We start from the raw sequence: 24,215 nt of genomic DNA, 5'->3' as shown, positions 1-24,215 counted from the left end.
AAGGACCTCCTAGAGCATGCCGGCCTGGCCATCGAAGAGGGGAAGTTCGTTCGATCGCGCGAATTTATGATCGCAAGGTCGGGGAATCTGATTTCAGTCTGAAATGCGTGGTATCTTGTTAGGTGCACAAATTCGGGAGCTTTCCCTTTTTATGAAGGGAGTCCGATGCGTGGTTGGCCCCGTGCGGCCTGACCTTGCCTGCTTCCGATTGCCTGACCTTCAACTGGAATATCAACGGGAAGCAGAAAATGAAGCTGGATTTGCTTCGCCTGGCCACCATTTTGGCAGTTGTTGTCTTGACCGTCGCAGGCTGCGGCCGCCGTCGACAAATGCCCAAGGCAGAACCACCGCAAGTGACCGTTGCCCCGGCCATTGAACGACAAGTCGTCGACTTCGATGAATACACCGGGCATGTCGAGGCTGTTTCATCGGTCGACGTCTACGCGAAGGTCTCGGGCTATCTGCAAGAGGTTGCCTTCCAGGATGGTGCCAACGTGAAGGAAGGCGAACTGCTGTTCCTGATCGACAAGCGAACCTATCAGGCCGAATACAACCAGGCCGTTTCGCAGGTTGCCTTGTATCAAGCCAAGGCAAAGCTGGCGGAAGCAACTTTGGCCCGTAACGAGAAGCTGGTTGGCAGCGGTGCTGTGAGCCAGGAACTTTACGATGAGAGCGTTGCGGCCGCGAACGAAGCCAACGCCCAGGTCGCCGCGGCAGAAGCCAACGTGGCTGCTCGCAAGGTCGACCTCGACTATTGCACGATCACCGCCGCCATTAGTGGCCGCATCGACCGTACCTACGTCACCAAGGGCAACCTGGTGCAAAGTGGCGTCGGGGCCCCTACCCTGCTGACCACGATTGTGTCGGTCGATCCGATGTACGTTTACTTCGACATCGACGAACTCGCATTGCTGCATTACATCGAACAAGCCGCCGCAGCCAATGGTGGCCGTGTCGACGATGGCTCGCTGCGAGATCGTAAGATTCCTGTCGAGATCATGCTGGCTGACGGAACCGAATACCCACATCTCGGGACGATCGACTTCGGCTCGAACGAGGTCACCGCTGGCACCGGCACGTTGACCGTTCGTGCCGTGGTACCGAACCCCAATGGTGCCCTTCGCCCTGGCCTGTTTGCCCGTATCAAGGTCGCCGCAGGTCCTCCGTACAACGCGGTTCTCGTTCCGGAAGCAGCAATCGGTGCGGATCAAAGTGATCGCTATGTCTACGTCCTCGACGACAAAGGCATCGCCCAGCGCCGCGGCGTTACGCTCGGCACGAAGCAAGGCAAGCTGCGTGTCATAACGAGCGGCTTGAAGAAAGGCGAGAAGGTCATCATCAACGGTACGCTGCTGGTTCGACCTGACAAGCCAGTCGTTCCGCACGACGGCACTATGCCAGAACCTCCGCCAATCGATAAGAAGATCTTGCAGAACGCCCAAACCGATACCGAGGCACCTGCCGCTGATTCGGCTGATGACGTAGGGGATCAGCCGGCCACCCCGAACGCTTCGGAGGCAGCCCCTGCTTCCGAAAACCCTGACCAGTCGTAGCCAGTTACCTGGTAGTGGAAACCTTTTAAGCTCATAGCCGTTAACTAACGACGAAGGAATACACCGTGCTGGCTCGCTTCTTTATCGACCGCCCGATTTTTGCCTGGGTGATCTCGATTGTCATCGTATTGGCAGGCACGATCTGTCTTTACCTGTTGCCGATCGCCCAGTATCCCGAAATCGCACCACCAACGGTTTCGGTGACCTGTCAGTATGCTGGTGCAAGTGCCGACGTGGTGGCCGAAACGGTCGCCGCTCCGATCGAACAACAAGTGGTGGGTGTCGAAGACGCCCTCTATATGTCGTCGCAATCGGCAAGTGACGGCAGCTATACCCTGACGGTCACTTTCGCCCTGGGAACCGACCTCGACATGGCCCAGGTGTTGGTGCAAAACCGCGTCGCACAAGCCGTGCCGCTGCTTCCCGACGTGGTGCAACAAACCGGCGTGACGACGAAAAAGAAGTCGCCGAATATTCTGCTGGCGGTCAACCTCTACTCGAAGGACGACCCTGAAACCGGCAAGCCGCTGCTCGATAACCTTTATCTGAGCAACTATGCCACCATTCAGATTCGCGATCAGCTGGCCAGCCTCGACGGCGTGGGCGACGTGCAGATTCTGGGTCAGCAAGACTACAGCATGCGTATCTGGTTGAACCCCGATGCGTTGGCCTCGCGAAACATGACCGCCGGTGAAGTGGTCTCAGCGCTGAAAGAACAAAATATCCAAGTCGCCGCCGGTCAGATTGGTCAGCCTCCGGTCCCCAAGGGACAGGAAATGCAGTTGACCATGACCACGCTCGGTCGATTGACCACGCCAGAACAGTTCGCCGACATCGTGGTCAAGACGGGCGAAGATGGTCAGATCACGCACATCAGCGACGTCGGTTACGTCGAACTGGGTGCCAAGAACCAAAACACGTTGTGCCGCCTCGACCAGATGCCATCCGCAGGTCTGGGTGTGTTTCAGCTTCCTGGGTCGAACGCCCTGGATGTGGGCGAACGGGTGAAGGCCCGCATGGAAGAACTGAAGAAGCGTTTCCCACCAGGTCTGGAATACGAAATCGGTTACGACACCACGCCATTCATCGAACAGTCGGTGGAAGAAGTGTTCAAGACGCTGCGTGACGCCATCATTCTGGTGGCGATCGTGGTGTTGCTCTTCCTGCAAGACTGGAAGGCCGTGATGCTGCCCCTGATCGACGTCGGCGTGTCGCTGATCGGTACGTTCGCCATCATGATGGTGATGGGCTTCACGCTGAACAACTTAACCTTGTTCGGGCTCGTGCTGGCCATTGGTATTGTGGTCGACGACGCGATCGTGGTGCTTGAAAATATCGAGCGATGGATAGGCATGGGCTATAAAGTCCGCGAGGCCACCATCAATGCCATGGCGGAAATCACCGGCCCGATCATCGCGATCACCCTGGTGCTTTCCAGCGTGTTCTTCCCAAGTGCCTTCCTCGGAGGGATCACCGGGCAGTTCTTCCGTCAGTTCGCGTTGACGATCGCCGCAGCAATGCTTATTTCCGCTTTGAATGCCATGACGATGACGCCGGCTCGTGCGACATCGATCTTTAGCGATCCGAAACCAGGCGAAGACCACACCAAAGATCGCGAAGCGTTGCCTTGGTGGGGGATCGCCATCTTGTTCGGCATGCTGACGGCCTGGCTCGGCAACATGTTCATCACCGCCAAAGACAGCGACCTTGGTTCGCTGAAGTACCTTGTCGACGCTGCGTTCTTCATTCCAGGTGCTGTGGTAGGCGTGCTGCTGGCCCACACCGTCAACAAGATGTTGGCTGCGATCTTCGGCGTGTTCAACAATGCCTTTGATTGGGCGACCGATCTATATGGCAAGGGAATCGCCAAGCTGCTGCGAATCAGCTTCGTCGCCTTGTTCGTTTACGTTGGTTTGATTGCGTTGACTGGCTTCGGTTTCACGACCGTTCCCGGCGGCTTCATTCCGACTCAGGACCAAGGCTACTTGATCTTCGACGTGCAGCTGCCCGACTCGGCTTCGCTGGAACGTACTGACAACGTGATGAAGCAGATCGAAAAGATCGCCATGGAAACGCACGGCGTGCGTCACGTGGTCGATGTGGCCGGTCAGTCGTTTGTGCAGAATGCTGTGACCTCGAACCTGGGTGGTGGCTTCCTCGTGCTCGATCCGTTCTCGGAACGACATACGGCGGCCGAGTCTTCGGAAGCAATCGCGATGGAACTTCGCAAGAAGTTCGCCCAGATCGAAGAAGCTCGTATCTCCGTCTTCGAGGCCCCGCCGATCAATGGTCTGGGCAACGCGGGTGGTTTCAAGCTGATGGTCGAAGACCGTGGCGATAATGGCTATGCCGTGCTGCAAGCCCAGGCCGATCGCCTGGCCAACGCGGCACTCGATCAGCCAGGCATCGTCGTTGCCTTTAGTAGCTTCCGTGCCAGCACGCCGCAGTTGTATATCGATATCGACCGCGAGAAGTGTAAGGCGATGGGGGTCGAACTGAACGACGTCTTCGACGCGTTGCAGGTCTACATGGGTGGTACCTATGTGAACGACTTCAATCGCTTCGGACGTACCTGGCAAGTCAACGTTCAGGCCGAATCCCGTTTCCGCGTCAACTCGGACTCAGTCAAGCAGTTGAAGGTGAAAGGGCGCTCGGGCGGCATGGTTCCGCTGGGATCGATCTGCAAGATCGAAGACAGCGTCGGACCAATGTTCATCAACCGCTACAACAACTTCCCGGCCGCCGCCATCAACGGCGTGAATGTGCCGATCATCAGTACCGGTCAGGTGCTCGAAATCATGAACAACCTGGCCCAGGAAGAATTGCCTGCGTCGATGGAAGCCGAGTGGACGGAAATCTCGTTCCTACAGGAACAAGCCAGCCAGTTCACATCGTTCAAAGACTTGCTGCAAAATCCGATCTCGGCATTGATTGGTGCTGTGATCCTGGTTTACCTGATTCTGGCCGCCCAGTACGAAAGCTGGGAACTTCCGGTCACGATCATCCTGGTGGTTCCGATGTGCGTGCTCGCCGCTTTGACCGGCATTATCATCGCCCAGATGGACTTGAACATCTTCGTACAGATTGGGTTCGTGGTGCTCGTGGGGCTGGCGTGTAAGAACGCGATTCTCGTGGTCGAGTTCGCCAAGGACCTGATGGAGAAGGAAGGGATGCCGCTGCTCGAAGCGACCGTCCAGGCCTGTACCACGCGTCTGCGTCCGATCGTGATGACCAGCTTCGCGTTCGTGCTCGGTGTGGCTCCGCTCCTCTGGGCTCACGGGGCTGGTGCTGAAATGCGTTACGCCCTGGGCGTGGCGGTGTTCAGCGGGATGCTGGGTGTGACCGGCTTCGGTTTGATCTTCACCCCAGTGTTCTACTACGTGGTGATGAAGGTCCTCCAGAAGGAAGGCCTCTCGCCGATCCACGTGCAAGAACACAAAGAAACCGAGCCAGAGCCGCCGGCCTAATGCCAACGGTCAACTTGATAAACCAAGAGGCCTCGCGATTCAGTTCGCGAGGCCTCTTTTTATTCAGTCATCAATTGTCGCCGGAAGCGAACCTTAAGGAACGATGTCCCCCAGGACTAGGATCTGGCTGGCACGCACATTCGTGCCCTGATACTTCGGAGCCTTCAGTTCGACTTCCGGGTCCTTCAAGCGGAAGGCAACCGGCTGACGATCTGGCTGGTCAGGATGAATTTCGATCGTGACCGTATGCACTTCGTTAGGATCGAGCCCATCGGCCAGACCCAGCGTGGCGATCCGATGATAGGTGCAATAGCTGTCGAACCGAGGAATCGGCTTGCCGTGTGGCTTACCATCGACGGTGACCAGCACCTGGCCTCCGTCGGGACCGAGCAGGTCATAGATCTTGGCGGTCGAACCTTTGAACTTGAAGGTGATCTTGCTGCCAGGCTCGCTACCTTCATAGATCTGGCCCATTCGCTTGCCGAACGCACGCTGCAGCGAGGCATCTTCGGCCAGCGGCTTCCAGTTGCCCGTCAGCATGCTGTCGTTCAGCGGAACCATCTTGGCGGCCTGCCAGTTGTCGGCGACGAACGGCGTAGCCATCTTGGCTTGATGATCGACCGGCTGACGGTTGGCAGCCATCTGCTCGATCGCCTTGCCGAGGACTTCGGTGTAGATCTCGTGACCAGCATCCAGCGGATGGACGCCGTCGGACGAAAAGTGAATCTTTCCTTCTTCCGGCTTATCCGACTGGAAGGTCAGCTTGCCATCAGATTCCAGCTCGACCACCTTCAAAGCGAAGTTGACCGAAGGAATCCCGTAGTGATCGGCCAACATCTCCATCGCCGAAGCGGCACGCGGACATTCCCCTTTGCGCAGTGGTTCTTCGTAGTTAACGCGGAAGGTGTAGACAAAGCAGATGTCGGTTTCAGGGTTCAATGCCCAGGTCTGGCGAACGATCCCTTCCATCGCCTTCCAAATGCGTTCCGGAGGAGCACCACCGTCGTTCACGGCGAACTCGACGAACAAAAGGTCTGGCTTGTGAACCAACGCGTCACGTTCCAAGCGGAACACGCCCAGGTCGCTGCCGGTACCGCCAATCGCGGCATGGATCTCTTCGATCTTGGCGTTAGGGTATTTCTCTTGCAGCCATTTAGTCGTCTTCACGCGCCAGCCATTGGCCGCGGTGATCGAACCGCCCAGGTACGCGACCCGGACCGTCTTGCCTTCTTCCAGCTTCTTTAAGACGTTACTCAAGCCTTCGCGAGGCTTGACCAATTGGGCCGGCACGGTCTCGAACGTCGGTTCGGCCAGTGCCGTCGTGGCCAGCAAGGCACACAGAGAGAGGGAAAGAAATACGCGGGCAAGATTCATGGGGGGCTCCATCGAAACAGGTAGGAATGTGGAGCCCCTAGTTTAATCGCGGATCGAGACGAATTCGAGATCCGCCTCTTTTAACCGAACAAAGCGGCGATCGGTTGCCCACCATCGGTCACCGGAACTGGACGGTCGCCGTCGTACAGCGACTTCGTGTAGTCGATCCCCAGCGATGCATGGATCGTCGCAAAGAAGTCAGGCACCGACACCGGGCTGGAAACAATCTTCTGCGACAACTCGTTCGTTTCGCCATAGGCACCACAGTGCTTCAAGCCGCCGCCGGCCAGCACGCACGTAAAGGCCGAGCCCTGGTGACCACGGCCGCCGCCACCATCGAACTGCGGAGGCCGACCGAACTCGGTCGTAATGACGACCAGCGTCTTGTCGAGCAGCTTCTTCGCTTCCAGGTCCAAGATCAACGCCGATACAGCGTCGTCCATCTCGGCAATCAGCTTGTGCTGATCGAGGATGCCGCGATTGTGGACATCCCAGCCAGCACCGTTCAGGAAGTTCAAGTTGTGCGAAACCTCGATGAAACGAACGCCTCGTTCCACCAAACGTCGCGAAAGCAAACATCGCTGACCGAACTCACCGCCGTAAGCCTCACGCAGTTCCGCAGGCTCGTTGTCGAGCTCGAAGCTTCGCATGAAATCTGGCCCGCTCAGTCGCATACTCAAACGAGCGGCTGCTTCGTAATCTGCCAGACGCTTGTCGTGTGCTTCCGGCTGGACAGCACGCAGCTCGGTCAGATACTGATCGCGACGAGCCTGACGCTCTGGCAAGATCGCATCGGGTCGCGAAAGCCCAGCGGGGCCACGACCTGTTTCGGTGAGATAAAGATAACTGTGCTGAGCCCCGAGAAAGCCTGGGCCGCGCGAGCTGTTCGGGTAACCGATTAACACGTAAGGAGGCGCGGACTCGGAAGCGGCGCCTCGTTCGTGAGCGATGATCGATCCCAACGAAGGGTAGACGACGGTACCACTCACCGGGCGACCGACATGCATCCAGTTGGTGGCAGCGGCGTGTTCATCAATCACCGAATGATGGACCGTTCGCACGGCCGTGACACGGTCCATGATGCCGGCCATCTTCGGCAAGAACTCGCAGACCTGAACCCCGTCGACTGCCGTCGGGATCGAATCGTAGTACGAGCCAGCGACCTTCTTGGCGGGGTCCCCTTTCCGTTTCGGATCGAAGGTATCGATCTGCCCCATGCCACCGCCCAACCAAATGGAGATGACATGCTCGGCCTGACCTTGGATCAGTGGAGCGTTCGATTCCGCAAACAGTGGTGTGGCCGCCATGCCGGCCATCGCGGCGCTGCCGGCAAGGAAGTTACGTCGATTTAAGGAATGATTTGGATTCATAGGATTCGATCCTGTGCTTTGCGTTTTGGCTTGAAATGAAACGATGCGGCAGATGGCTTAGCGAACTAAGGCATCCACACAAACTCGCGCAGGTTCGCCACGCTCCAAACAAAATCTTCGTAGCGAGTTCGCCACTTCGGCTCGAGCCGTGGATCGGCAGGTGGTCCCTGACGAACACGGTCGGCATGTTGCTGCTGAATCGTATTGGCTTCCGATCGAAGGTGATTCGACCAGGTCACTTGCGGCAGACGCGGCAGCGGCTCTGGCGTTTTCACCTGATCTTTCGGCAGCAAACGACTATCGAAGCCTTCCGCTAGACGATCGTGAAACAGTTGACGCTCGTCGTCGGTCGGATAGCGACTCAAAAAACGCAGGTAGATCGTATCTGTCAACTGGTCAGGCGACTTTGCGTTCACGGCCAAGTCGGCCAGTTCTGATTGATAAGCCGCCTTCGTCAAGGTGATTGCCAGATTGCTGTTGGCCATCACGGCGGGCTGACGAATATTCGGATCGGTTTCGCGATCGGTCTTCGGCGCCTGACGATCAGCCGACCAGCCAAAGGCAGTTAGCACTTCGGTCACCATCGCCGCGTGCGGGAACGTCAGACTTGGTCGATCTCGTTCGTTGGAAAGACTGACGAACATCCAACTGCGATAAGGCGTGCCGAACGTGTTACGACTGCTCGCCGCGCGGCGACCATCTGGGTCGAGCGTCATTTGCTCGACATCCATCTGGCAACCGGCTGCCTCGTAGAACGAATCGACGATCTGCTCGGCTGTCATGCGACGACGTTCCGGAGCGTTGAACAATCGCTGTCCTGGTTCGGCATCTAGGTTGTGACCGATCGCCTCTTGCTGGTATAGCTCCGAGTTCATAATCACACGGGTCAAATGCTTCACGTCGTAGTTGCTGGCCACTAGTTCCTTCGCCAACCATTCCAACAGTTCCGGATGGCTCGGCAAGTTGCCTTCCCAGTCGTGTGGAGGTTCGACAATCCCAGCTCCGATCAGTCGGCGCCAGATGCGATTCGCCATCACCTTCGCGAAGCGTTCGTTCTGCGGCGCGGTGATCAGTGTTGCCAGCTTCTCGCGAGAATCAGAACCGTTCTGCATCAACGACTGAAGTGCTTGGTCGTCGGCCGCCCCGGTGACTTTGGCGAATGGCCAAGTCGGCGTGACGCTCTCGCCCGGCTTCAACGTTACCTGAATCAACGACTCACGCTGCTTGCTTTCAAAGAAGCCTGGCGGAACGGTACTCGACTTCGGAACCGTCACTGATTTCCGCGAGAACATCGCGGCCAGCGAGTACAGGTCCTTTTGCGTCGTCGAATGGTAGGGCGAGTCATGGCATCGAGCACATTGCATTTCCAAACCAAGGAACGCACTGGCAACCACATGCCCCTTGGCGGCAAACGGCGAGTCGTTCTGGGCGGCCTGACCGAAGCCGGCACTACCACCGTCGGCCGAGCTGCCTCGCAACATGATCAGTTCCGTCACCATGCGATCGAGCGATTTGTCGTCGCGAAGCGAATCGTAAAGAAACCAGCGAAATGGTCCCGTTGCGTTCAACGTCGCGTTGATCATCGTCGGGTTTTCCGCCAGCAGATCTTGCCAATAGCTGACCCAATGATCGGCCCAGCGAGGATCGTCCAGCAGGCGATCGATCCACTGCGAACGCTTGTCCGGCGACGAATCACTGAGGAACTTCTGAACTTCTTCCGCAGTTGGCGGAACACCGACCGTATCAAGATAAGCACGACGCAGGAAGGTTGTGTCGTCGACGATGGCTGAGCGTTCGGTCTGGGCTTCGGTCAATTGAACCTCTGGCCAGATTGCTCCGTCGGTGATCCACTTTTCGAGGATCTGAATCTTCTTTTCTGGTAGCGGCTTGCCTGTCGGTGGCATGCGTTCTTCGGCCGATTCGCTTCGCATACGTGCGATCATCTCGCTGGCATGCGGATCGCCAGGAGTGATCGCGGGCTCACCGGAGAAGCCACCTAGCATGGCCAATTCACGCGAGTTCAGCGCGAGGCCTCCTTTGTCTTTCTCGCCATGGCAGCGAATGCACTCCGACTTCAAAATCGGCAGCACTTCTTTATGGAAGTAGCTGACATCGGTCGTGCCCCCCTGCCCTTGCGAAGCCTTTACTTCTTCGATACGGGCGACGATAAACGCATCGACGGGGCTTTCAACTTGGGTCTTTGGAGTCGGAACTTCTGGTGCTGGATGCTCTGCCAGCCAGGCCTGGCCGGCTTCGTGACGTTTCTGCCAATAAGCATCTTGCCCCTTCGCCGCCGCGTGACGCTTCTGGCGATTGAGTTGTTCCAGCGAGGTTTTCACACGGCGAAGTTCCGCTTCAACCGCTACGTTGGTCAATGGCAACGGATCGCCAGCCAATGCTGCCGGACGCAGCACCTGGAAGGTCTTCCCTTCGTCGCTACTGACTGCGATAGTCAGTTCGCCTGGATCGACACGAAAGCGTTTTCCGCCTGCCATCGCTTCGACGACAACACGGACCGGGCCAATCGTTTTTACCTGAAAGTCGCCCGTCACCTCCTGACAGCGATGCCACTTCGGACGATGCCCCGGTGCTGGGGGCTCGGAGACCGGCGTGATCGGCTCTTCCCCATCAGGCGAACCGGAAAGAGGTTTCGTCGAAGCAACCAACTGACCATCGACCCACACGCGAGCCAGGCCGCGGGCACGCATCAGCAGCGTGTGGTTGCCTGGCGAAAGCTGCACGTCGGAAGCCATCCGCACGACGACCGGAGCTTTCCAGCTATCGCGAATACCCCATGCGTCGTATCGCTGGGGAAGATGATTCAGCAGGAAGGCCTCGCCATTCCAGGTCTGGGCAGCTTCCGGCCAGCTTTCGTTCGACATCAACCAACGATCGTGGGCCGGGAAGTCTTCGAAGAACGAAACGGCGACCTGATCGGCAGGCAACTTGCCAAGCTCTGGCATCGTTTCTGGTGCCGGGCCAATCACGACCGCCTCGCCGACGCGTCGATAACGCTTCTTCAGCGTGGCGTCGTCGAGAACCTGGCGATGAATGGCGATCGAGTCGAGGCCTCCGCGGAAGCTCGTCGAAGCAGCACCACCCATTGAAGAGCCAATCCAGACTTCGTCGTCGTCCACGACTGGGGCCTTTTCGGTGGCACCCCCCATATCCCACTTACCAGGCACCTTCTGACCATCGATCCACGTCGCTACGCTCTTCGGATCACCAAACCGATAGGTTGCGGCAACATGATGCCACTCGCTGTTCGGGATGAAGCCAGTCGTCGAGGTGTATCGATGCCAAGGGTCTTTGCCATCGCCGTTCGGAGGCGTCGAAAACAGGAAGCTGACGCAGGCCATCCCATTCACGCGGCGCATTCGTAGTGCCCAGTTTTGATTGTTGGGCATGAAGCCGGCCCGGCCGGTACGTCCCTTGCCAATGACGTAGGTATTCTCCCCTTCCTTCAGATCGCGAACATCGACCCACGCTTCGAGCGTGATCTCGTCACCGTTGGTGAAGTCGAACGGGCTCTCAGGTCCCAGATCGGCAAAGGTGAAGCGAGCTCCGCTACCATCGAAGTCGACTGCCGTGTTGTTCTCGGCAAAGTCGGGATAAGCAGGCGGACGCGGACCAGGGACATCGCGATGAACGCCTCCCACCGACTTGAGCGGGGACTGTTCTTCGGTACCAAATTCCCAAGAGGCGATCGGTTCTTCGCTATGAACCATGCCGACGGTAAGAGGAAACACGGTCGAGATGCCGGCGAGACATCCAAGCGAGATTCTCTGAAGGAACGTCATGGGTAAGATTTCCATTCGGGAAGCAAGTTAGGTGGGAAAGTCGAGGCGGGAAGAAGGACTTATTTGTCCATTAGATTGAACGTGAAGGTATTCGTCTTGCCAGCCACTACATCGGCCGACAGTTCGCTGGTCGAGAAGCTGGTGTACCTCTGCGGAATCAGCATCTTCGGGGCAGTCATCTCCGTATTCTCGGCCACTTCACCAGCCGTGCCCGCATCGCGATCGGTCGCGGTCACCAAGACTTCGTTCATTCCGATGATCGCGCCATCGCCATTGCCGTAGGTCGACAAGGTGAAGGTGCCATCGCTTTGAATCGTGCCGGTCGCAGGCGAACCAGCCGCAGGTCGAAAGCTGACCGTACCAAACTTCAGCGGTTGACCGTTGTAGTTCACGACGCCGGTTACCGGTGCTGTTTCCAAAGAGCCACTACTGCCACAGCCGGGCAGCATCAAGACTGCCACAAACAACAGACCAAGGGATAGGCTACGCATGATTCACTCCGAACTCGTGGCGACCGTTCCGCCACGAGATAATGTCAGGACAAGGAATGGGAGGTGGGATGTTCTTATGGAATCGACAAGGCTTCGCTACCGTTGATCGTGCCGATCGCACGGTAGACGTCGAAGTTGATCGTTTCCGGAATGAAGTGGGCACTTCCGTCGGCGGCGACAAAATTCGCTCCGCCAGGATGCTGACTACCGAAAGGCAAGTGATTGAACGCCACACCATCGTTACGATCGCGACGCGAATTGATCGTGTCTTCGTAGATGATCTTCATGTTGTAGAGAGCCCCCTTGGCGACATCGGTCGTGCCCATGATCCAGACGCGAACGTTGCCCGGGTAGCCGCTGTTCACGCCGGTTCGGTCGGCGTGATTATAGTCGCCGATCATGACGGTGTTGCTCATGCCGTCAGTCAGCTCGGCCGCACGACGCGGACCGTTCAGACGAAAGACACCGTTCGAGGTGATCATGCCGTGGCCTGCGTTGCCGGGCAGGTTGCGATCGAGCGTCGAGTTGTTGTAGTAAACGCCGGCCACGCCTTGGTAGGTGAGCAAAGCACCATCCGAAAACGCACTGCCGGACGAGTTCTTCGAGGCACCTGGGAAGCTCGGGCAAATGTATCCAGACACGACCGTTCGGCGGATGTTCTGATGAACGGTGGCTTGCGGTCCCTGCGAGAAGTCGTAACCGTCGTACAACGCGTTCTGTTCGATGTAAGGCAGAATCGCCACGGCCCAGCCGTGTGAGTCCCACTGGCCTGACTGCAATACATACATCGATCCTGGCGGCAGATAACCTTGGTGGGTGTCCATATAGTTGTGACACGCCAGGCCCATCTGCTTTAGATTGTTCGAGCACTGCATGCGGCGAGCCGCTTCTCGGGCTTGCTGCACAGCCGGCAAGAGGAGCGCGATCAAGATACCGATGATGGCGATGACGACCAACAATTCGACGAGCGTGAATCCACGTCGCCGAGGCGAAACGAAGTGCGATTTCATAGAAAGGATTCCTGCGAATGAGGGATAAGGAGGAATAGTCGGGATTCGGAACGTGCCACTGCGGAAAGCTGGCCACATTCCGTTAGGATTCTCGGAGGAGTCTTATGAGCTGGGCTCGTCAGGTAAACCGGCAATGAACACCGGGTCGACCGCGTCTTCGTTGTCCATGGCGTCTTGAAAGAACAGGCCTTCGACCAATGCTCCTTCGGGGTAGCCAAGATCAGACAAATCGATACCAACCGCGATCGCGTCAAAACGGGTCGACTGTTCGACGGAATCGAAAGGCAACTGCTCCAGTTGTTCCAATGACTTGGGGGCCTGATCGCTGCGATACAACCAGGTCGGTTGCACGCACAACGCTTCGGGCGATTCCATCGTCAAGTCGTACTGGGTGATCGTGTGCGAACGCAGACCCTCGGTGAACTTCAAAGGGCTGACGTGAAACGCGTCCCCTTCGATCGGATTGGAATAGGTTTGAATCTCGAAGAACACAATGTCGGCCCCAGGTCCGTTGCGGACCGGGCGATCGAACATCACCGCCATGCCTGGTGTGCCGAAGTCGTTCGCGTCGACATCGATCGTCATCTTCGGGTCGGAAGCCAAAGGTTCAGGGCTGCCACCCATGTTGATCAGACCAGTCCGCAAACTACGATCGGACGCAAAGTCGGCCCGTAGCTCTGGCAGTTCTTTACCGCCAATCAAATAGCCAACGTTCTCTTGGGCCTGGTACCAGGTCACTCGCGATAGGATCAAGTCTTCGATCGAAATTGTGGTCGTCTTGCCGCCCCGCTGCATCGAGATACTCAGCAGTTCATCGACCTGACCTTTGGCATCGGTTGTCCCGTCGTACGAAACGATTCGATCTGGCAGTTGCCGTTGGTATTGGCTGGCCTCGAATGGCAACGGCTGTGGGTTCGCTCGATTCGATTGCGAGAACCGCAGGGCATCTTCCGGGTTCAAGCGTCGCTCGAACTGCGGCTCCAACGTGGTTGTCGTATCCTTAGTTGGTTTACGATAAACGTCGGCGGCCCCTTCGATCACCTGAACATCGGTGATGTTGCCTTCCAGGACGTTCACCGAGAAGCGCGTCCCGCGATCCACCACGTTGATCTCCGGCGTGGCGATTTCGAACCCTTCGGCTCCCGCAGGGGCATGCACGCTACAACGTCCGACGTCGAGCGAAAGCCTTTGATCCGATTCGACCCGAAAGACCGCTGGGCCTTCGATAATGGTGGAAGCCCCCCGAGGGAACTCGAGTTCGACCATTCCTTCCAGCAGCACGTAGTCCTTCAAGGGAACCAACTGCGAACGAATCGCCGGGGGTAGCTGTCCGTAAAACTTGGCATGCGCGACGTTCGCGAAAAAGACCTGATAGGTCACGCCACTATTGGCCGCGATTGGCGACGTGGGACTGATCAGCGGATCGCCACCGCGCGGCAACATCATGCCGACGACGACAGCCAACGGCAGAAGCAGCGCGACCGAGAGCGAGATCATCCACTCTGGCAGGCGTCTGCTTTCCTCCACCGGGACATGGACCGGAAGTTGGGGCAGCTTCTCGACGGGCTGGATCGGTTCTGGTTCGCAGGTGATATACGCGAACTCACCCAGGTCGCCATGCAACTGCAAATAGTCGAGGTAAATCTGACGTGCTTCTGCGTCTTCCTTCAGCCACCGATCGAGCCGGGCGAACTGTTCGTCAGTAATCGAACCTTCGACCAAAGTCGAAATCAGATCGCAAAGTTCGCGGGCCTGCTTGGGATCCATCGGCGTGCTCATGAGGTGGCCTCCGCAGCGATCGTCTCACGGACGCACAAAGCCAACGCATAGCGAATCCGTGCCAGCGAGCGATACAACTTCGCGGCAGGTTCGCCGATTCGCTGGGCGAGACTGTCGATCGTTTCTTCGCTGAAATATCGTAGCTCTACGAGCCGACGATCTTGCGAATCCAACTTGTGCAGGCAATCGGCCAGGGCCTTCTTGCGTTCTTCCGATTGCTGCTGATGCTGCTGATACTCTGCGGCGATCGCTTCCACCACTTCATCCGAGAAATGGCGACGACGCGTGTTCGATCGCTTGCGATGCTGTAACACTTCGTACAGTGCAAAGCGGCACGCCCAGTTAAAGAAGGGTTGCTCGTCGTCGTATTGCTCGAACTTGCGCATCAACGCGATAGCTGTCTCTTGCAACACATCATCCACGTCGGCTGTCGAAGGGACCAACGACGCGACATAGCGCCGCAGCCGCCCTTCGTCGCGGGCGTACAGCCGAACAAACTGCTCATTCTGAGGGGATATTTTCACAGGTCACCGATTGGGGTCGTTCAATGCGATTCATCCTCAATTCATTCAATTCTCGTTGTAATTTTAGAAAAAAACGAAAACTCTCGGCGGCGCGGCTCCTCAAAAATGTCCCCAGAGGTGGGCCTATTTCGGTTTCCTCCTCCCTACGCCTTAGATTCTCCTTCTTAGTGCAGCGGAACGCTCCCTTCGGCGGCTTCTCCCCCGACAGAATGCCTACCTATTTTTTTTCTTGCTCTCGACCTACCCGTCATGGCAAACTTGGACGCAGCAGCACTCGTCTGCTTCCGCGACATCGAAGTCGCCCCAGCTTCCCTGACGAGCCCTCCTTATGTCGATCTCTTCTCCACGATGGCTGTCCGCAGTTTGCTGGCTCGCGTGTGCGTTGGTCGGTTCGATTGCCTCTGCCGAACCCTTGCCTGCCGAAACGTTTGAGAACTCGGTCGGAGCGATCCTGTCGAACCACTGCGTCCGTTGCCACAACCCGAAGAAGCAAGAGGGTGGGCTATCGCTGGCAAGTGCCCAAGCGGCATTCGCTGGCGGCGAAAGCGGCGAGGCAATCGTCCCGCGACAACCCGATGCCAGCGTCCTGCTCGATTACATCAGCGGCGACGAACCGGAGATGCCGAAAGGGGGCACGCCATTAAGCAAAGAGGAAGTCGAAACGATCCGCCGCTGGATCGCTACTGGTGCCGATTGGCCGGACGGGGTCGCTTTGAAGGCGAACGATACCTGGTGGTCTCGCCAGCCGCTGAAGCGTCCGGAAGTGCCAGCGATTCCCGGCGAGCTTGCCGCGAAGGTTCGCACTCCAATCGATGCCTTCATCATCGCCAAGCAGCAGGAACATGGCCTTCAGCTCTCTGCCGAGGCCGACGCACGCACGCTGGTCCGGCGACTTTACTTCGATTTGATCGGCCTGCCGCCAACGCCCGACGAGATGCGTCATTGGACGACCAAGCTGGAAAGCGACGACGAAGCGTACGCGGAGCTTGTCGAATATCTCTTGGAGTCGCCTCACTATGGCGAACGCTGGGCCCGGCATTGGCTGGATGTGGTGAAGTACGCCGATACTTGCGGATACGATAAAGACAAGCTGCGGCGCAATGCCTGGCCATATCGCGACTACGTGATTCGCTCGTTCAACGAAGATAAACCCTACACGCGATTCGTCCAGGAACAGATCGCTGGCGACACGCTCTATCCTGGCGAAGCCGATGGCATCCTCGGCCTGGGGTTCATCGCCGCAGGCCCGTGGGACTTTATCGGCCACGTCGAAGTCCCGGCGACCAAGATCGATGGCAAGATGGCCCGAAATCTCGATCGTGACGAAATGGTCTCGAACACGATGAACACCTTCTGCAGCGTCACAATCCAATGTGCCCGTTGCCACGATCACAAGTTTGATCCTTATACCCAGCAACATTACTACGGACTGCAAGCAGTCTTCGCCGCCGTCGACCGAGCCGAACGAGCATACGACCTCGATCCTGCGATCGAACAACAACGGCTCGAACTCGCCGAGCACAAACAACACGCTCTGCAGCAGTTGGCTTCGCTCGATCGGGAAATGGAAACCGCCGGCGGACTGCGTCTGCGAGAGCTTCAAGCTGAATTGAAATCACTCCAAGCACAGCATCGCCCGAAGAGACCGGTCGCCGAGCATGGTTACCATAGCCGGATCGAAGCGAACGCGGATCAGGCCAAGTGGGTGCAGATTGACCTGGGGGCACCGGTCGAGTTGGCTCGTGTGGTGCTTCATCCCTGCTACGACGACTACGCCGGCATCGGTCCTGGTTTCGGCTTTCCGGTTCGCTTCAAAGTCGAAGCCTCCTCCGACCCCGCGATGACCAACGCCACAACGCTGGCAGATGAAACGAGTCGCGACTATCCCAATCCGCTGCTGGCAACCTATGAAGTAAACACCGAGGTCACGGCCCGGTTCATTCGCATCACGGCAACGAAGCTTGCTCCGCGGCAGAACGACTTTATCTTCGCACTATCCGAAGTTGAACTACTCGACGCGAATGGCGGCAACCTGGCAGCCGGCGCGGAAGTGACTGCCTTGGATTCGATCGAGGCCCCGATTCGTTGGGGGCGGGCGAACTTGACCGATGGACGCTGGCCACAGCCTTTTGAAACGTCGCCAGCCCGAGCGATCGGAGAGGTCCAACAGGAATTGGCTCGCATCGAAAGCCAGATCAACACGCCAGAACGAACGACACGTCGACAGACCCTCCAGCAGCAACTTCAGCAGACCGAAGCGAAGCTGAAATCACTTCCGACCGGCAAGATGGTTTATGCAGCGGCAACTCATTTCAAGCCACAGGGAAGTTTTCAGCCAACCGAAGGCACCCCGCGCACGGTTCACGTTTTGCATCGCGGCAACGTGACTTATCCGCGCGAAGAAGCCATTCCAGGGGCATTGCCACTAGCAGGCGACGACACGGCACCGTTCGATTTGGCAGATGGCCATCCTGAAGCAGCACGCCGGGCTCAACTAGCCCGTTGGATTACCAATCCTGAACATCCCCTGACCTGGCGAAGTATCGTCAATCGAATCTGGCAGCATCATTTCGATCAGCCGATTGTCGGTTCGCCGAACGATTTCGGGCGCATGGGGCAACTGCCTACGCACCCGGAATTGCTCGACTGGTTGGCGATTGAGTTTCGTGACAATGGCGAGTCGATGAAGCACCTGCATCGACTAATCGTCAACAGCAGCGTCTATCGCCAGCGGTCGGACCACCAGCAAGAGTTCGCCGCGATCGATGGTGGCAACCAGTTTTATTGGCGGATGAATCGTCGCCGGCTCGAAGCGGAAGAGATCCGTGATGCGATCCTGGCCGTCAGCGGACGCTTGAACCTGCAGATGGGTGGCCCAGGATACTTTCTTTTTGAGCTCGAAAAGGAAGCCCACTCGCCGCACTACGAGTATCACAAGTTCGACCCGCGTGACCCTGCTTCGCATCGCCGCAGTATTTATCGGTTCGTGGTTCGGTCGCAGCCCGATCCCTACATGACGACGCTCGACTGTGCCGACTCCTCGCAAAGCACGCCGAAGCGAAGCGAGACACTGACGGCGCTGCAGGCCCTTTCGATGCTCAACAATCCGTTCCAGTTGGCCATGTCCGAGGCATTCGCCGCGCGACTGCAGCAAGAGGCCGACACCCTTCCGCGGCAGATCGAACGTGGCATTCAGCTTACGCTGGGCCGATCGGCGACGCCGCACGAAGTGGAACTATTCACTGGCTTCGCCGAACAGCACGGGCTCGTTAATTTGTGTCGCGTCTGGTTCAACCAAAGCGAATTCGTCTACCTCGACTAAGCACCTCAGGACTGCGAATGTTCCCTTCACGACGTGAATTCTTGCAGCAGAATGCCTGGGGCTTTGGTACCTTGGCGTTGTCATCGTTGCTCATGCAAGAGGATGCCGACGCGGCATCTGGTCAGTCAGGTGTGCTTGCCTCGCCCCATCATCCCCCAAAGGCGAAGCGAGTCATTCAGCTCTTCATGAGTGGTGCGGCGAGCCCGATCGACATGTTCGATCACAAGCCGTTTCTCGATAAGCATCACGGCGAAGAATCAGACTTCGGCGAGCATGTCGAAGCGTTCCAGAACGGCCTCGGTCCCTGGATGAGATCTCCGTTTCCGTTTCGCCCCTACGGCAAGTCGGGCAAGATGCTAAGCGACGTGGTCGCCCCGCTGGGCGCATGTGTCGACGACATGGCCTTTGTCCACAATATGGTTGGCAAAAGCGGCGTGCATTCGCAAGCCACGTACCTGCAAGCGACCGGTTTTGATACGCCAGGCTATCCTGGCATGGGGGCCTGGATCAGTTACGGGCTGGGAAGTTTGAACGACAACTTGCCAGCGTTCGTTGTTCTGCCAGACCATCGCGGCTTCGCGAGTAACGGTCCAAAAAACTGGAGCAGTGCCTTCCTGCCGGCCAGCACGCAAGGAACGGCGATCTTTCCGCAGCGAGCCAACCCAATTGAAGACCTGATGCCAAGTTCGTCGTTCACCACCAAGGCAGGTGATGCCGCCAGCATGCGACTGCTCGAGCGGATCAACGGCCAATATCAGTCGCAGCGTCCCGGCGACTCGCGTCTGGAAGCACGCATCCGCAGTTACGAGCTGGCCGCCAAGATGCAGTTGAGTGCTCCCCAGGCTCTCGATATCTCGGACGAACCGCAGCACATTCTAAAAATGTATGGTCTCGATCGGATGGGATCCGAATATCCGGCCGAGATCAACGCTCCGGAAGAGATCGAGTACTTCGGACGCAAGTGCCTGATCGCGCGACGGCTCATCGAACGTGGCGTTCGCTTCATTCAAATCTGGTCTGGTAACGACAACGGCTTCCCTCGCCGCAATTGGGACAGCCACGAAGACATTCGGCGCGATCATGGTCCTCTGGCCACCGGCATGGCGGTCGGCACGGCGGCTCTGATCCAAGACCTGAAACAGCGCGGGCTGCTCGACGATACGATTATCCTCTGGACGACCGAGTTCGGCCGAATGCCTTCCACGCAAGGCAATGTCGGCCGCGACCATAATCCGTATGTCTTCACCAATTGGCTTTGCGGCGGCGGCATCAAACCAGGCGTCACCCACGGGCAGTCGGATCAGTGGGGATACAAGCCGCTCGATCGCGATCATCCAACTCAGGTCTACGACATCCACGCCACAATGCTGCATCTGCTGGGAATTAATCACGAAAAGTTGACCGTGCGGCACAATGGAATCGATCGCCGACTGACCGATGTTCATGGTCACGTCATTCGCGAACTGCTCGCGTAACTGTTCCCCCAGACTGAGAATCTTTTCACCTGCCATGAGATTACTTAACGCGGCAATATTCCAATTTGCATATCGGGCATACGGATATATACTGAGGTTTTTCCCGCCTCCATTTTTCTGCATCTGATCTTATGATTTCACGACTCGCGATCGTTCTCGCAATCGCTCTTGGCTCGGCACTTCAAGCCGAAGAAATCGACTTTGCTCATCAGATCGTGCCCCTTCTGAAGCAGCAATGTGGCAAGTGCCATAGCGGCAACCAGAAGGAAGGTGGTTTCTCGCTGAATACCCGCGAGACGGTCCTGGCCGGGGGCGAATCGGGCGTTGCCGTCGTTTCTGGCAAGACCGATCAAGGCGAACTGTTGGCACGCGTGATCACCGACGATGAATTCACGCGGATGCCGCCCGAAGGGGACGGACTCAACGAAGAACAGATTACGCTGCTAAAGAAATGGATCGCAGGCGGCGTGGCCTGGGAACCGGGCTTTACCTTCGGCGAGCCCATCTACGAGCCGCCGCTGAAGCCTCGTCGCCCGGAACTCCCCCCGGCCGTTGCTGGCCGCACCAATCCGATCGATCGCATCCTGGACGCTCAACTGGCGACTGAAGGCCAAGCCCCGATCGCAACCCTCAACGACGAAGCATTTTTGCGGCGAGCCTATCTCGATTTGATCGGACTGCTGCCGACGCCAGAGCAGCGGAGTCAGTTCCTCAGCGATGCCAACCCTGACAAGCGCGCCCAGCTCGTTCGCAACCTGCTGGAACGTGACGTCGACTATGCCGAACATTGGCTCAGCTTCTGGAACGATTTGCTCCGCAACGATTACGCCGGAACCGGTTTCATCACCGGTGGGCGTTCGCAGATCTCGAAGTGGCTGTACAACGCACTCGTGACCAACATGCCGTACGATCAGTTCACGCAAGAGCTGATCGCCCCACCGACGCCAGACAGTTCGGGGTTTGCTGGTGGCATCAAGTGGCGTGGTGAAGTAAGTGCCGGGCAGACCGTTGAGATCCAATTTGCCCAGAATATGGGGCAATCGTTCCTTGGCATCAATCTGAAATGTGCCTCGTGCCACGACAGCTTCATCGATCGCTGGAAGCTGAAAGATTCGTACGGGCTGGCTGCCATCTACGCGGAACGTCCGCTGGAACTACATCGCTGCGATAAGCCGATCGGCAAGATGGCCGAGGCTGCCTGGCTGTTTCCGGAACTGGGTCAGATCGATCCGAACGCCGCCAAGCCGGAACGCTTGAAGCAGCTTGCCGCCTTGATGACGCATCGCGAGAACGGCCGATTCACTCGCACGATTGTCAATCGCTTGTGGCATCGCATGATGGGACACGGGATTGTGCATCCGACCGATTCGATGCAAAGCCCGCCGTGGAATGACGACCTGCTCGACTTCCTCGCCGAGCATCTGGTCGACAACCACTACGATCTGAAGAAGACTCTCGAACTGATTGCCACGTCGCAGGCCTATCAAAGCGAAGCGGAACGCGTCACCGAAGGCAAGGACGACGATGGCTACGAGTACGCCGGTCCCCGCTCGAAGCGAATGACAGCGGAACAGTTCATTGACTGTGTGTGGCAAGTTACCGGCACCGCGCCAAGTAAGTTCGACGCCCCAGTGGTGCGAGGCAAACCAATCGCCAAGCAAGCGGATGCATTGGCCGTTACTGGTTCCTGGATCTGGAGTCGAACTGATGCCTCGAATGCGGCCGCCGGCGAAACGATCTCGCTTCGCAAGGAGTGGGAGATCGCCGAGCCGATCACGGCCGCTTACGCGGTAGTAACGTGCGACAACTCGTACACGCTGTACGTGAATGGCAAACAACTGAAAGCGGGCGACAACTGGGAAGAACCGAACCTGATTCCACTGACTTCGCTGAAGCAAGGGGTTAACGAAATCCTGATCGTCGCGAAGAATGGTGGTAGCGGACCGAATCCGGCCGGCCTCTTCTTCGAGGCACACCTTAGCTCGGGAGATGCTCCGGCGCAGGTCTTGGCCTCGGATGCCACCTGGCAATGGACGTCTGAAATCCCTGCGAAGTCGGGCAAGTTCACCAAGCCTCCTGAAGATTGGCAACCCGCCGAGGTCGTGAAATCGCAGCAGGTCTGGATGAGTCGGATTCAGCCTCAGTTTACGCAGCTACTCGCTCAAGGAGTCGATGGCTCGCAGATGATGGTGCGGGCCTCTCTGCTGAAGAGCGACTTCCTGATGCGGTCACTAGGGCGACCGAACCGGGATCAGGTTGTCAGCGTTCGTCCTTTGGAACTGACAACGCTCGAAGCGATCGATCTTTCCAATGGCGAGACCTTGGCCAGCATGCTGCACCAAGGAGCCGAGCAACTTCAGCAGCAGTCGTGGGAGTCGCCTGAAGCGATGGTTACCTGGCTGTATCAGTTCACGTTGAGTCGAAACCCGACCGAAGCCGAGTTGACGACACTCAGCCAGTCGCTGGGTGATGAGATGTCGACCGAGGCAATTGAAGATGTCCTGTGGGCGGTCTTCATGTTGCCAGAATTTCAACTCGTTCATTAGTCCCTGCGGGCCTTGCCCGACGGAGTTTATCCATGGATCATCCAGCGATTCGACGTCAGTTCTTAAAGCAGATGGCCGCCGCCTCTGCCGCGACGATGATGGCAGGTGCGCCCCAACTTGTTGAAGCCAACGAGGGGGAACCGATCGACCACCCTGCCCCGAAGGCGGACGCGTGCATTCTGCTGTGGATGGCAGGCGGCATGGCTGCCCCGGACACGTTCGATCCGAAGAAGTACGTTCCTTTCGAGGTAGGCACGCCGGTCTCGGCGGTTGAAAGCACCTTCCCGGCAATCGATACGAACGTCGACAACATCAAGATCTCGGAAGGGATGGAGAACATCGCCCAGGTCATGGATCGCGCGACGCTCATTCGCTCGCACGTCCTGCCCGACCTCGGCAGCATTCTTCACTCGCGACATCAGTACCACTGGCACACCGGCTACGTTCCACCGCAAACAGTGGCCTGCCCTCACATCGGGGCGTGGATGGCCAAAGTGCTTGGCCCGCAAAACCCGGTGATGCCTGCCTTCATCAACATCGGGCAACGTCTGGAAGGTGTCGGCGAACAAGAGGAACTAAAGGCCTTCACCACGGCAGGCTTCTTCGGCAGCGAGTTCGGCCCAATGAACTTGCCTTACCCGGAACAAGCGGCTCAGTCGGTTCGTCCGCCGGAAGGAATGAAGTCAGACCGGTTTGCCAATCGCAACAAGCTATTCCGCAAGCTGATCGATCAGTCGCCGCAGCGTGAGTTCCTGGGAGACTTCCAGCGCGAGTCGCTGCTCCGTTCGATGGACAACGCCTATCGGCTGCTCAGCGCGAAAGAGCGTGAGGCGTTCGACATCTCTCTGGAACCAAAAGAATCGTACGAGAAATACGACACCGGCCGCTTCGGCCGAGGCTGCTTGCTCGCCCGCCGGTTGGTTGAAAATGGGGCTCGCTTCGTGGAAGTCACCACCGAGTACGTTCCGTTTTTGAACTGGGACACGCATGCGAATGGCAACACGACCCTTCAGCGGATGAAGAAAGAGATCGACTTGCCGGTCGCTCAGTTGATTCGCGACTTGGAAAGCCGCGGCCTGCTCGATCGCACGCTTGTGATTCTCGCCAGCGAATTCAGCCGCGACATGATCATGGAAGGCAAGCCAGGCTCGAATGCCTTCGACCAGGCGACCGAGAAGGTCGAAGTCTTCAAAGAGATGAAGCACTACGGGCAGCACCGCCACTTCACCGGTGGCTCGTGCGTGGCGATGTGGGGCGGCGGCGTGAAGAAGGGTCACCTTTACGGCAAGACGGCCGAGCAGCGACCATTCGTCGCGGTCGAGAACCCGGTATCGGTGATGGACCTGCACGCGACCATTTTCACCGCGATGGGTATCAGCCCGAAGACGGTTTACGACATCGAACGTCGTCCGTTCTATGCGACCGAAGATGGCAAAGGCAAAGCGGTCAGCGAGATCTTTGCATAGTCGCGACAAGTTTTGCTGGAAGCGAACAAAAAAAGAGC

13 protein-coding genes are annotated in these 24,215 nt (G+C 57.7%); 6 read left to right on the top strand and 7 right to left on the bottom strand.

Translation table 11 applies throughout. From position 1 onward, the window contains the following. The first annotated feature begins 248 nt into the window (after nucleotides 1–248). Entirely contained in the window at nucleotides 249–1,553 is a 1,305-nt protein-coding gene (locus AB1L30_RS07220) for an efflux RND transporter periplasmic adaptor subunit (RefSeq protein ID WP_367012750.1), read from the top strand. Nucleotides 1,554–1,618: 65 nt separating this feature from the next. After that, nucleotides 1,619–5,020: a multidrug efflux RND transporter permease subunit gene (locus AB1L30_RS07215; protein WP_367012749.1), complete on the top strand. Its 3,402-nt coding sequence runs from the start codon at nucleotides 1,619–1,621 to the stop codon at nucleotides 5,018–5,020. 93 nt (nucleotides 5,021–5,113) lie between these two features. Here AB1L30_RS07215 and AB1L30_RS07210 read toward each other — a convergent pair whose 3' ends face one another. The 7 genes from AB1L30_RS07210 to AB1L30_RS07180 form a co-directional block, all read right to left on the bottom strand. Beyond that, nucleotides 5,114–6,394, bottom strand: coding sequence for a GDSL-type esterase/lipase family protein (locus AB1L30_RS07210; protein ID WP_367012748.1), 1,281 nt, complete (start codon nucleotides 6,392–6,394; stop codon nucleotides 5,114–5,116). An 80-nt stretch (nucleotides 6,395–6,474) separates the two neighbouring features. Further along, nucleotides 6,475–7,710, bottom strand: a complete 1,236-nt coding sequence (locus tag AB1L30_RS07205; protein ID WP_367012798.1) for a DUF1501 domain-containing protein — start codon at nucleotides 7,708–7,710, stop codon at nucleotides 6,475–6,477. Nucleotides 7,711–7,829: 119 nt separating this feature from the next. Continuing rightward, nucleotides 7,830–11,564: a DUF1553 domain-containing protein gene (locus tag AB1L30_RS07200; RefSeq protein ID WP_367012746.1), complete on the bottom strand. Its 3,735-nt coding sequence runs from the start codon at nucleotides 11,562–11,564 to the stop codon at nucleotides 7,830–7,832. A gap of 59 nt (nucleotides 11,565–11,623) precedes the next feature. Beyond that, entirely contained in the window at nucleotides 11,624–12,055 is a 432-nt protein-coding gene (locus tag AB1L30_RS07195; protein WP_367012745.1) for a hypothetical protein, read from the bottom strand. 74 nt (nucleotides 12,056–12,129) lie between these two features. Continuing rightward, on the bottom strand, nucleotides 12,130–13,065 hold the full coding sequence (locus AB1L30_RS07190; protein ID WP_367012744.1) for a DUF1559 domain-containing protein: 936 nt from the start codon (nucleotides 13,063–13,065) through the stop codon (nucleotides 12,130–12,132). 102 nt (nucleotides 13,066–13,167) lie between these two features. Beyond that, a complete protein-coding gene (locus AB1L30_RS07185; protein ID WP_367012743.1) occupies nucleotides 13,168–14,844 on the bottom strand; it encodes a FecR domain-containing protein in 1,677 nt (558 codons plus the stop codon). Continuing rightward, nucleotides 14,841–15,368 (bottom strand): sigma-70 family RNA polymerase sigma factor, encoded by a 528-nt coding sequence (locus tag AB1L30_RS07180; protein ID WP_367012742.1) that lies wholly within the window; start codon nucleotides 15,366–15,368, stop codon nucleotides 14,841–14,843. The genes AB1L30_RS07185 and AB1L30_RS07180 overlap by 4 nt, the downstream gene beginning before the upstream one ends. Nucleotides 15,369–15,696: 328 nt before the next feature. Between AB1L30_RS07180 and AB1L30_RS07175 the strand changes: the two genes are divergently transcribed. The 4 genes from AB1L30_RS07175 to AB1L30_RS07160 all read left to right on the top strand — a co-directional run bounded on the left by AB1L30_RS07175 (nucleotide 15,697) and on the right by AB1L30_RS07160 (nucleotide 24,177). After that, nucleotides 15,697–18,690: a DUF1553 domain-containing protein gene (locus tag AB1L30_RS07175; RefSeq protein ID WP_367012741.1), complete on the top strand. Its 2,994-nt coding sequence runs from the start codon at nucleotides 15,697–15,699 to the stop codon at nucleotides 18,688–18,690. A gap of 17 nt (nucleotides 18,691–18,707) precedes the next feature. Next, a complete protein-coding gene (locus tag AB1L30_RS07170) occupies nucleotides 18,708–20,165 on the top strand; it encodes a DUF1501 domain-containing protein (protein ID WP_367012739.1) in 1,458 nt (485 codons plus the stop codon). 131 nt (nucleotides 20,166–20,296) lie between these two features. After that, a complete protein-coding gene (locus tag AB1L30_RS07165; RefSeq protein ID WP_367012738.1) occupies nucleotides 20,297–22,711 on the top strand; it encodes a DUF1549 domain-containing protein in 2,415 nt (804 codons plus the stop codon). Nucleotides 22,712–22,743: 32 nt separating this feature from the next. After that, on the top strand, nucleotides 22,744–24,177 hold the full coding sequence (locus tag AB1L30_RS07160; RefSeq protein ID WP_367012737.1) for a DUF1501 domain-containing protein: 1,434 nt from the start codon (nucleotides 22,744–22,746) through the stop codon (nucleotides 24,175–24,177). Nucleotides 24,178–24,215 lie beyond the last annotated feature (38 nt).

The sequence above is a fragment of the Bremerella sp. JC817 genome, assembly GCF_040718835.1.
In the GTDB taxonomy this organism is placed as follows: domain Bacteria; phylum Planctomycetota; class Planctomycetia; order Pirellulales; family Pirellulaceae; genus Bremerella.
The sequence above is the reverse complement of the archived record's forward strand: the minus strand, read 5'-3'. Positions and strand labels throughout refer to the sequence as shown.

Bases quoted from the DNA above. Each gene is read 5' to 3' on its own strand.
- AB1L30_RS07220 (WP_367012750.1), top strand. From the start codon at position 249: ATGAAGCTGGATTTGCTTCGCCTGGCCACCATTTTGGCAGTTGTTGTC.
- AB1L30_RS07210 (WP_367012748.1), bottom strand. From the start codon at position 6,394: ATGAATCTTGCCCGCGTATTTCTTTCCCTCTCTCTGTGTGCCTTGCTG.
- AB1L30_RS07205 (WP_367012798.1), bottom strand. From the start codon at position 7,710: ATGGCCGGCATGGCGGCCACACCACTGTTTGCGGAATCGAACGCTCCA.
- AB1L30_RS07200 (WP_367012746.1), bottom strand. From the start codon at position 11,564: ATGACGTTCCTTCAGAGAATCTCGCTTGGATGTCTCGCCGGCATCTCG.
- AB1L30_RS07195 (WP_367012745.1), bottom strand. From the start codon at position 12,055: ATGCGTAGCCTATCCCTTGGTCTGTTGTTTGTGGCAGTCTTGATGCTG.
- AB1L30_RS07190 (WP_367012744.1), bottom strand. From the start codon at position 13,065: ATGAAATCGCACTTCGTTTCGCCTCGGCGACGTGGATTCACGCTCGTC.
- AB1L30_RS07185 (WP_367012743.1), bottom strand. From the start codon at position 14,844: ATGAGCACGCCGATGGATCCCAAGCAGGCCCGCGAACTTTGCGATCTG.
- AB1L30_RS07175 (WP_367012741.1), top strand. From the start codon at position 15,697: ATGTCGATCTCTTCTCCACGATGGCTGTCCGCAGTTTGCTGGCTCGCG.
- AB1L30_RS07170 (WP_367012739.1), top strand. From the start codon at position 18,708: ATGTTCCCTTCACGACGTGAATTCTTGCAGCAGAATGCCTGGGGCTTT.
- AB1L30_RS07165 (WP_367012738.1), top strand. From the start codon at position 20,297: ATGATTTCACGACTCGCGATCGTTCTCGCAATCGCTCTTGGCTCGGCA.
- AB1L30_RS07160 (WP_367012737.1), top strand. From the start codon at position 22,744: ATGGATCATCCAGCGATTCGACGTCAGTTCTTAAAGCAGATGGCCGCC.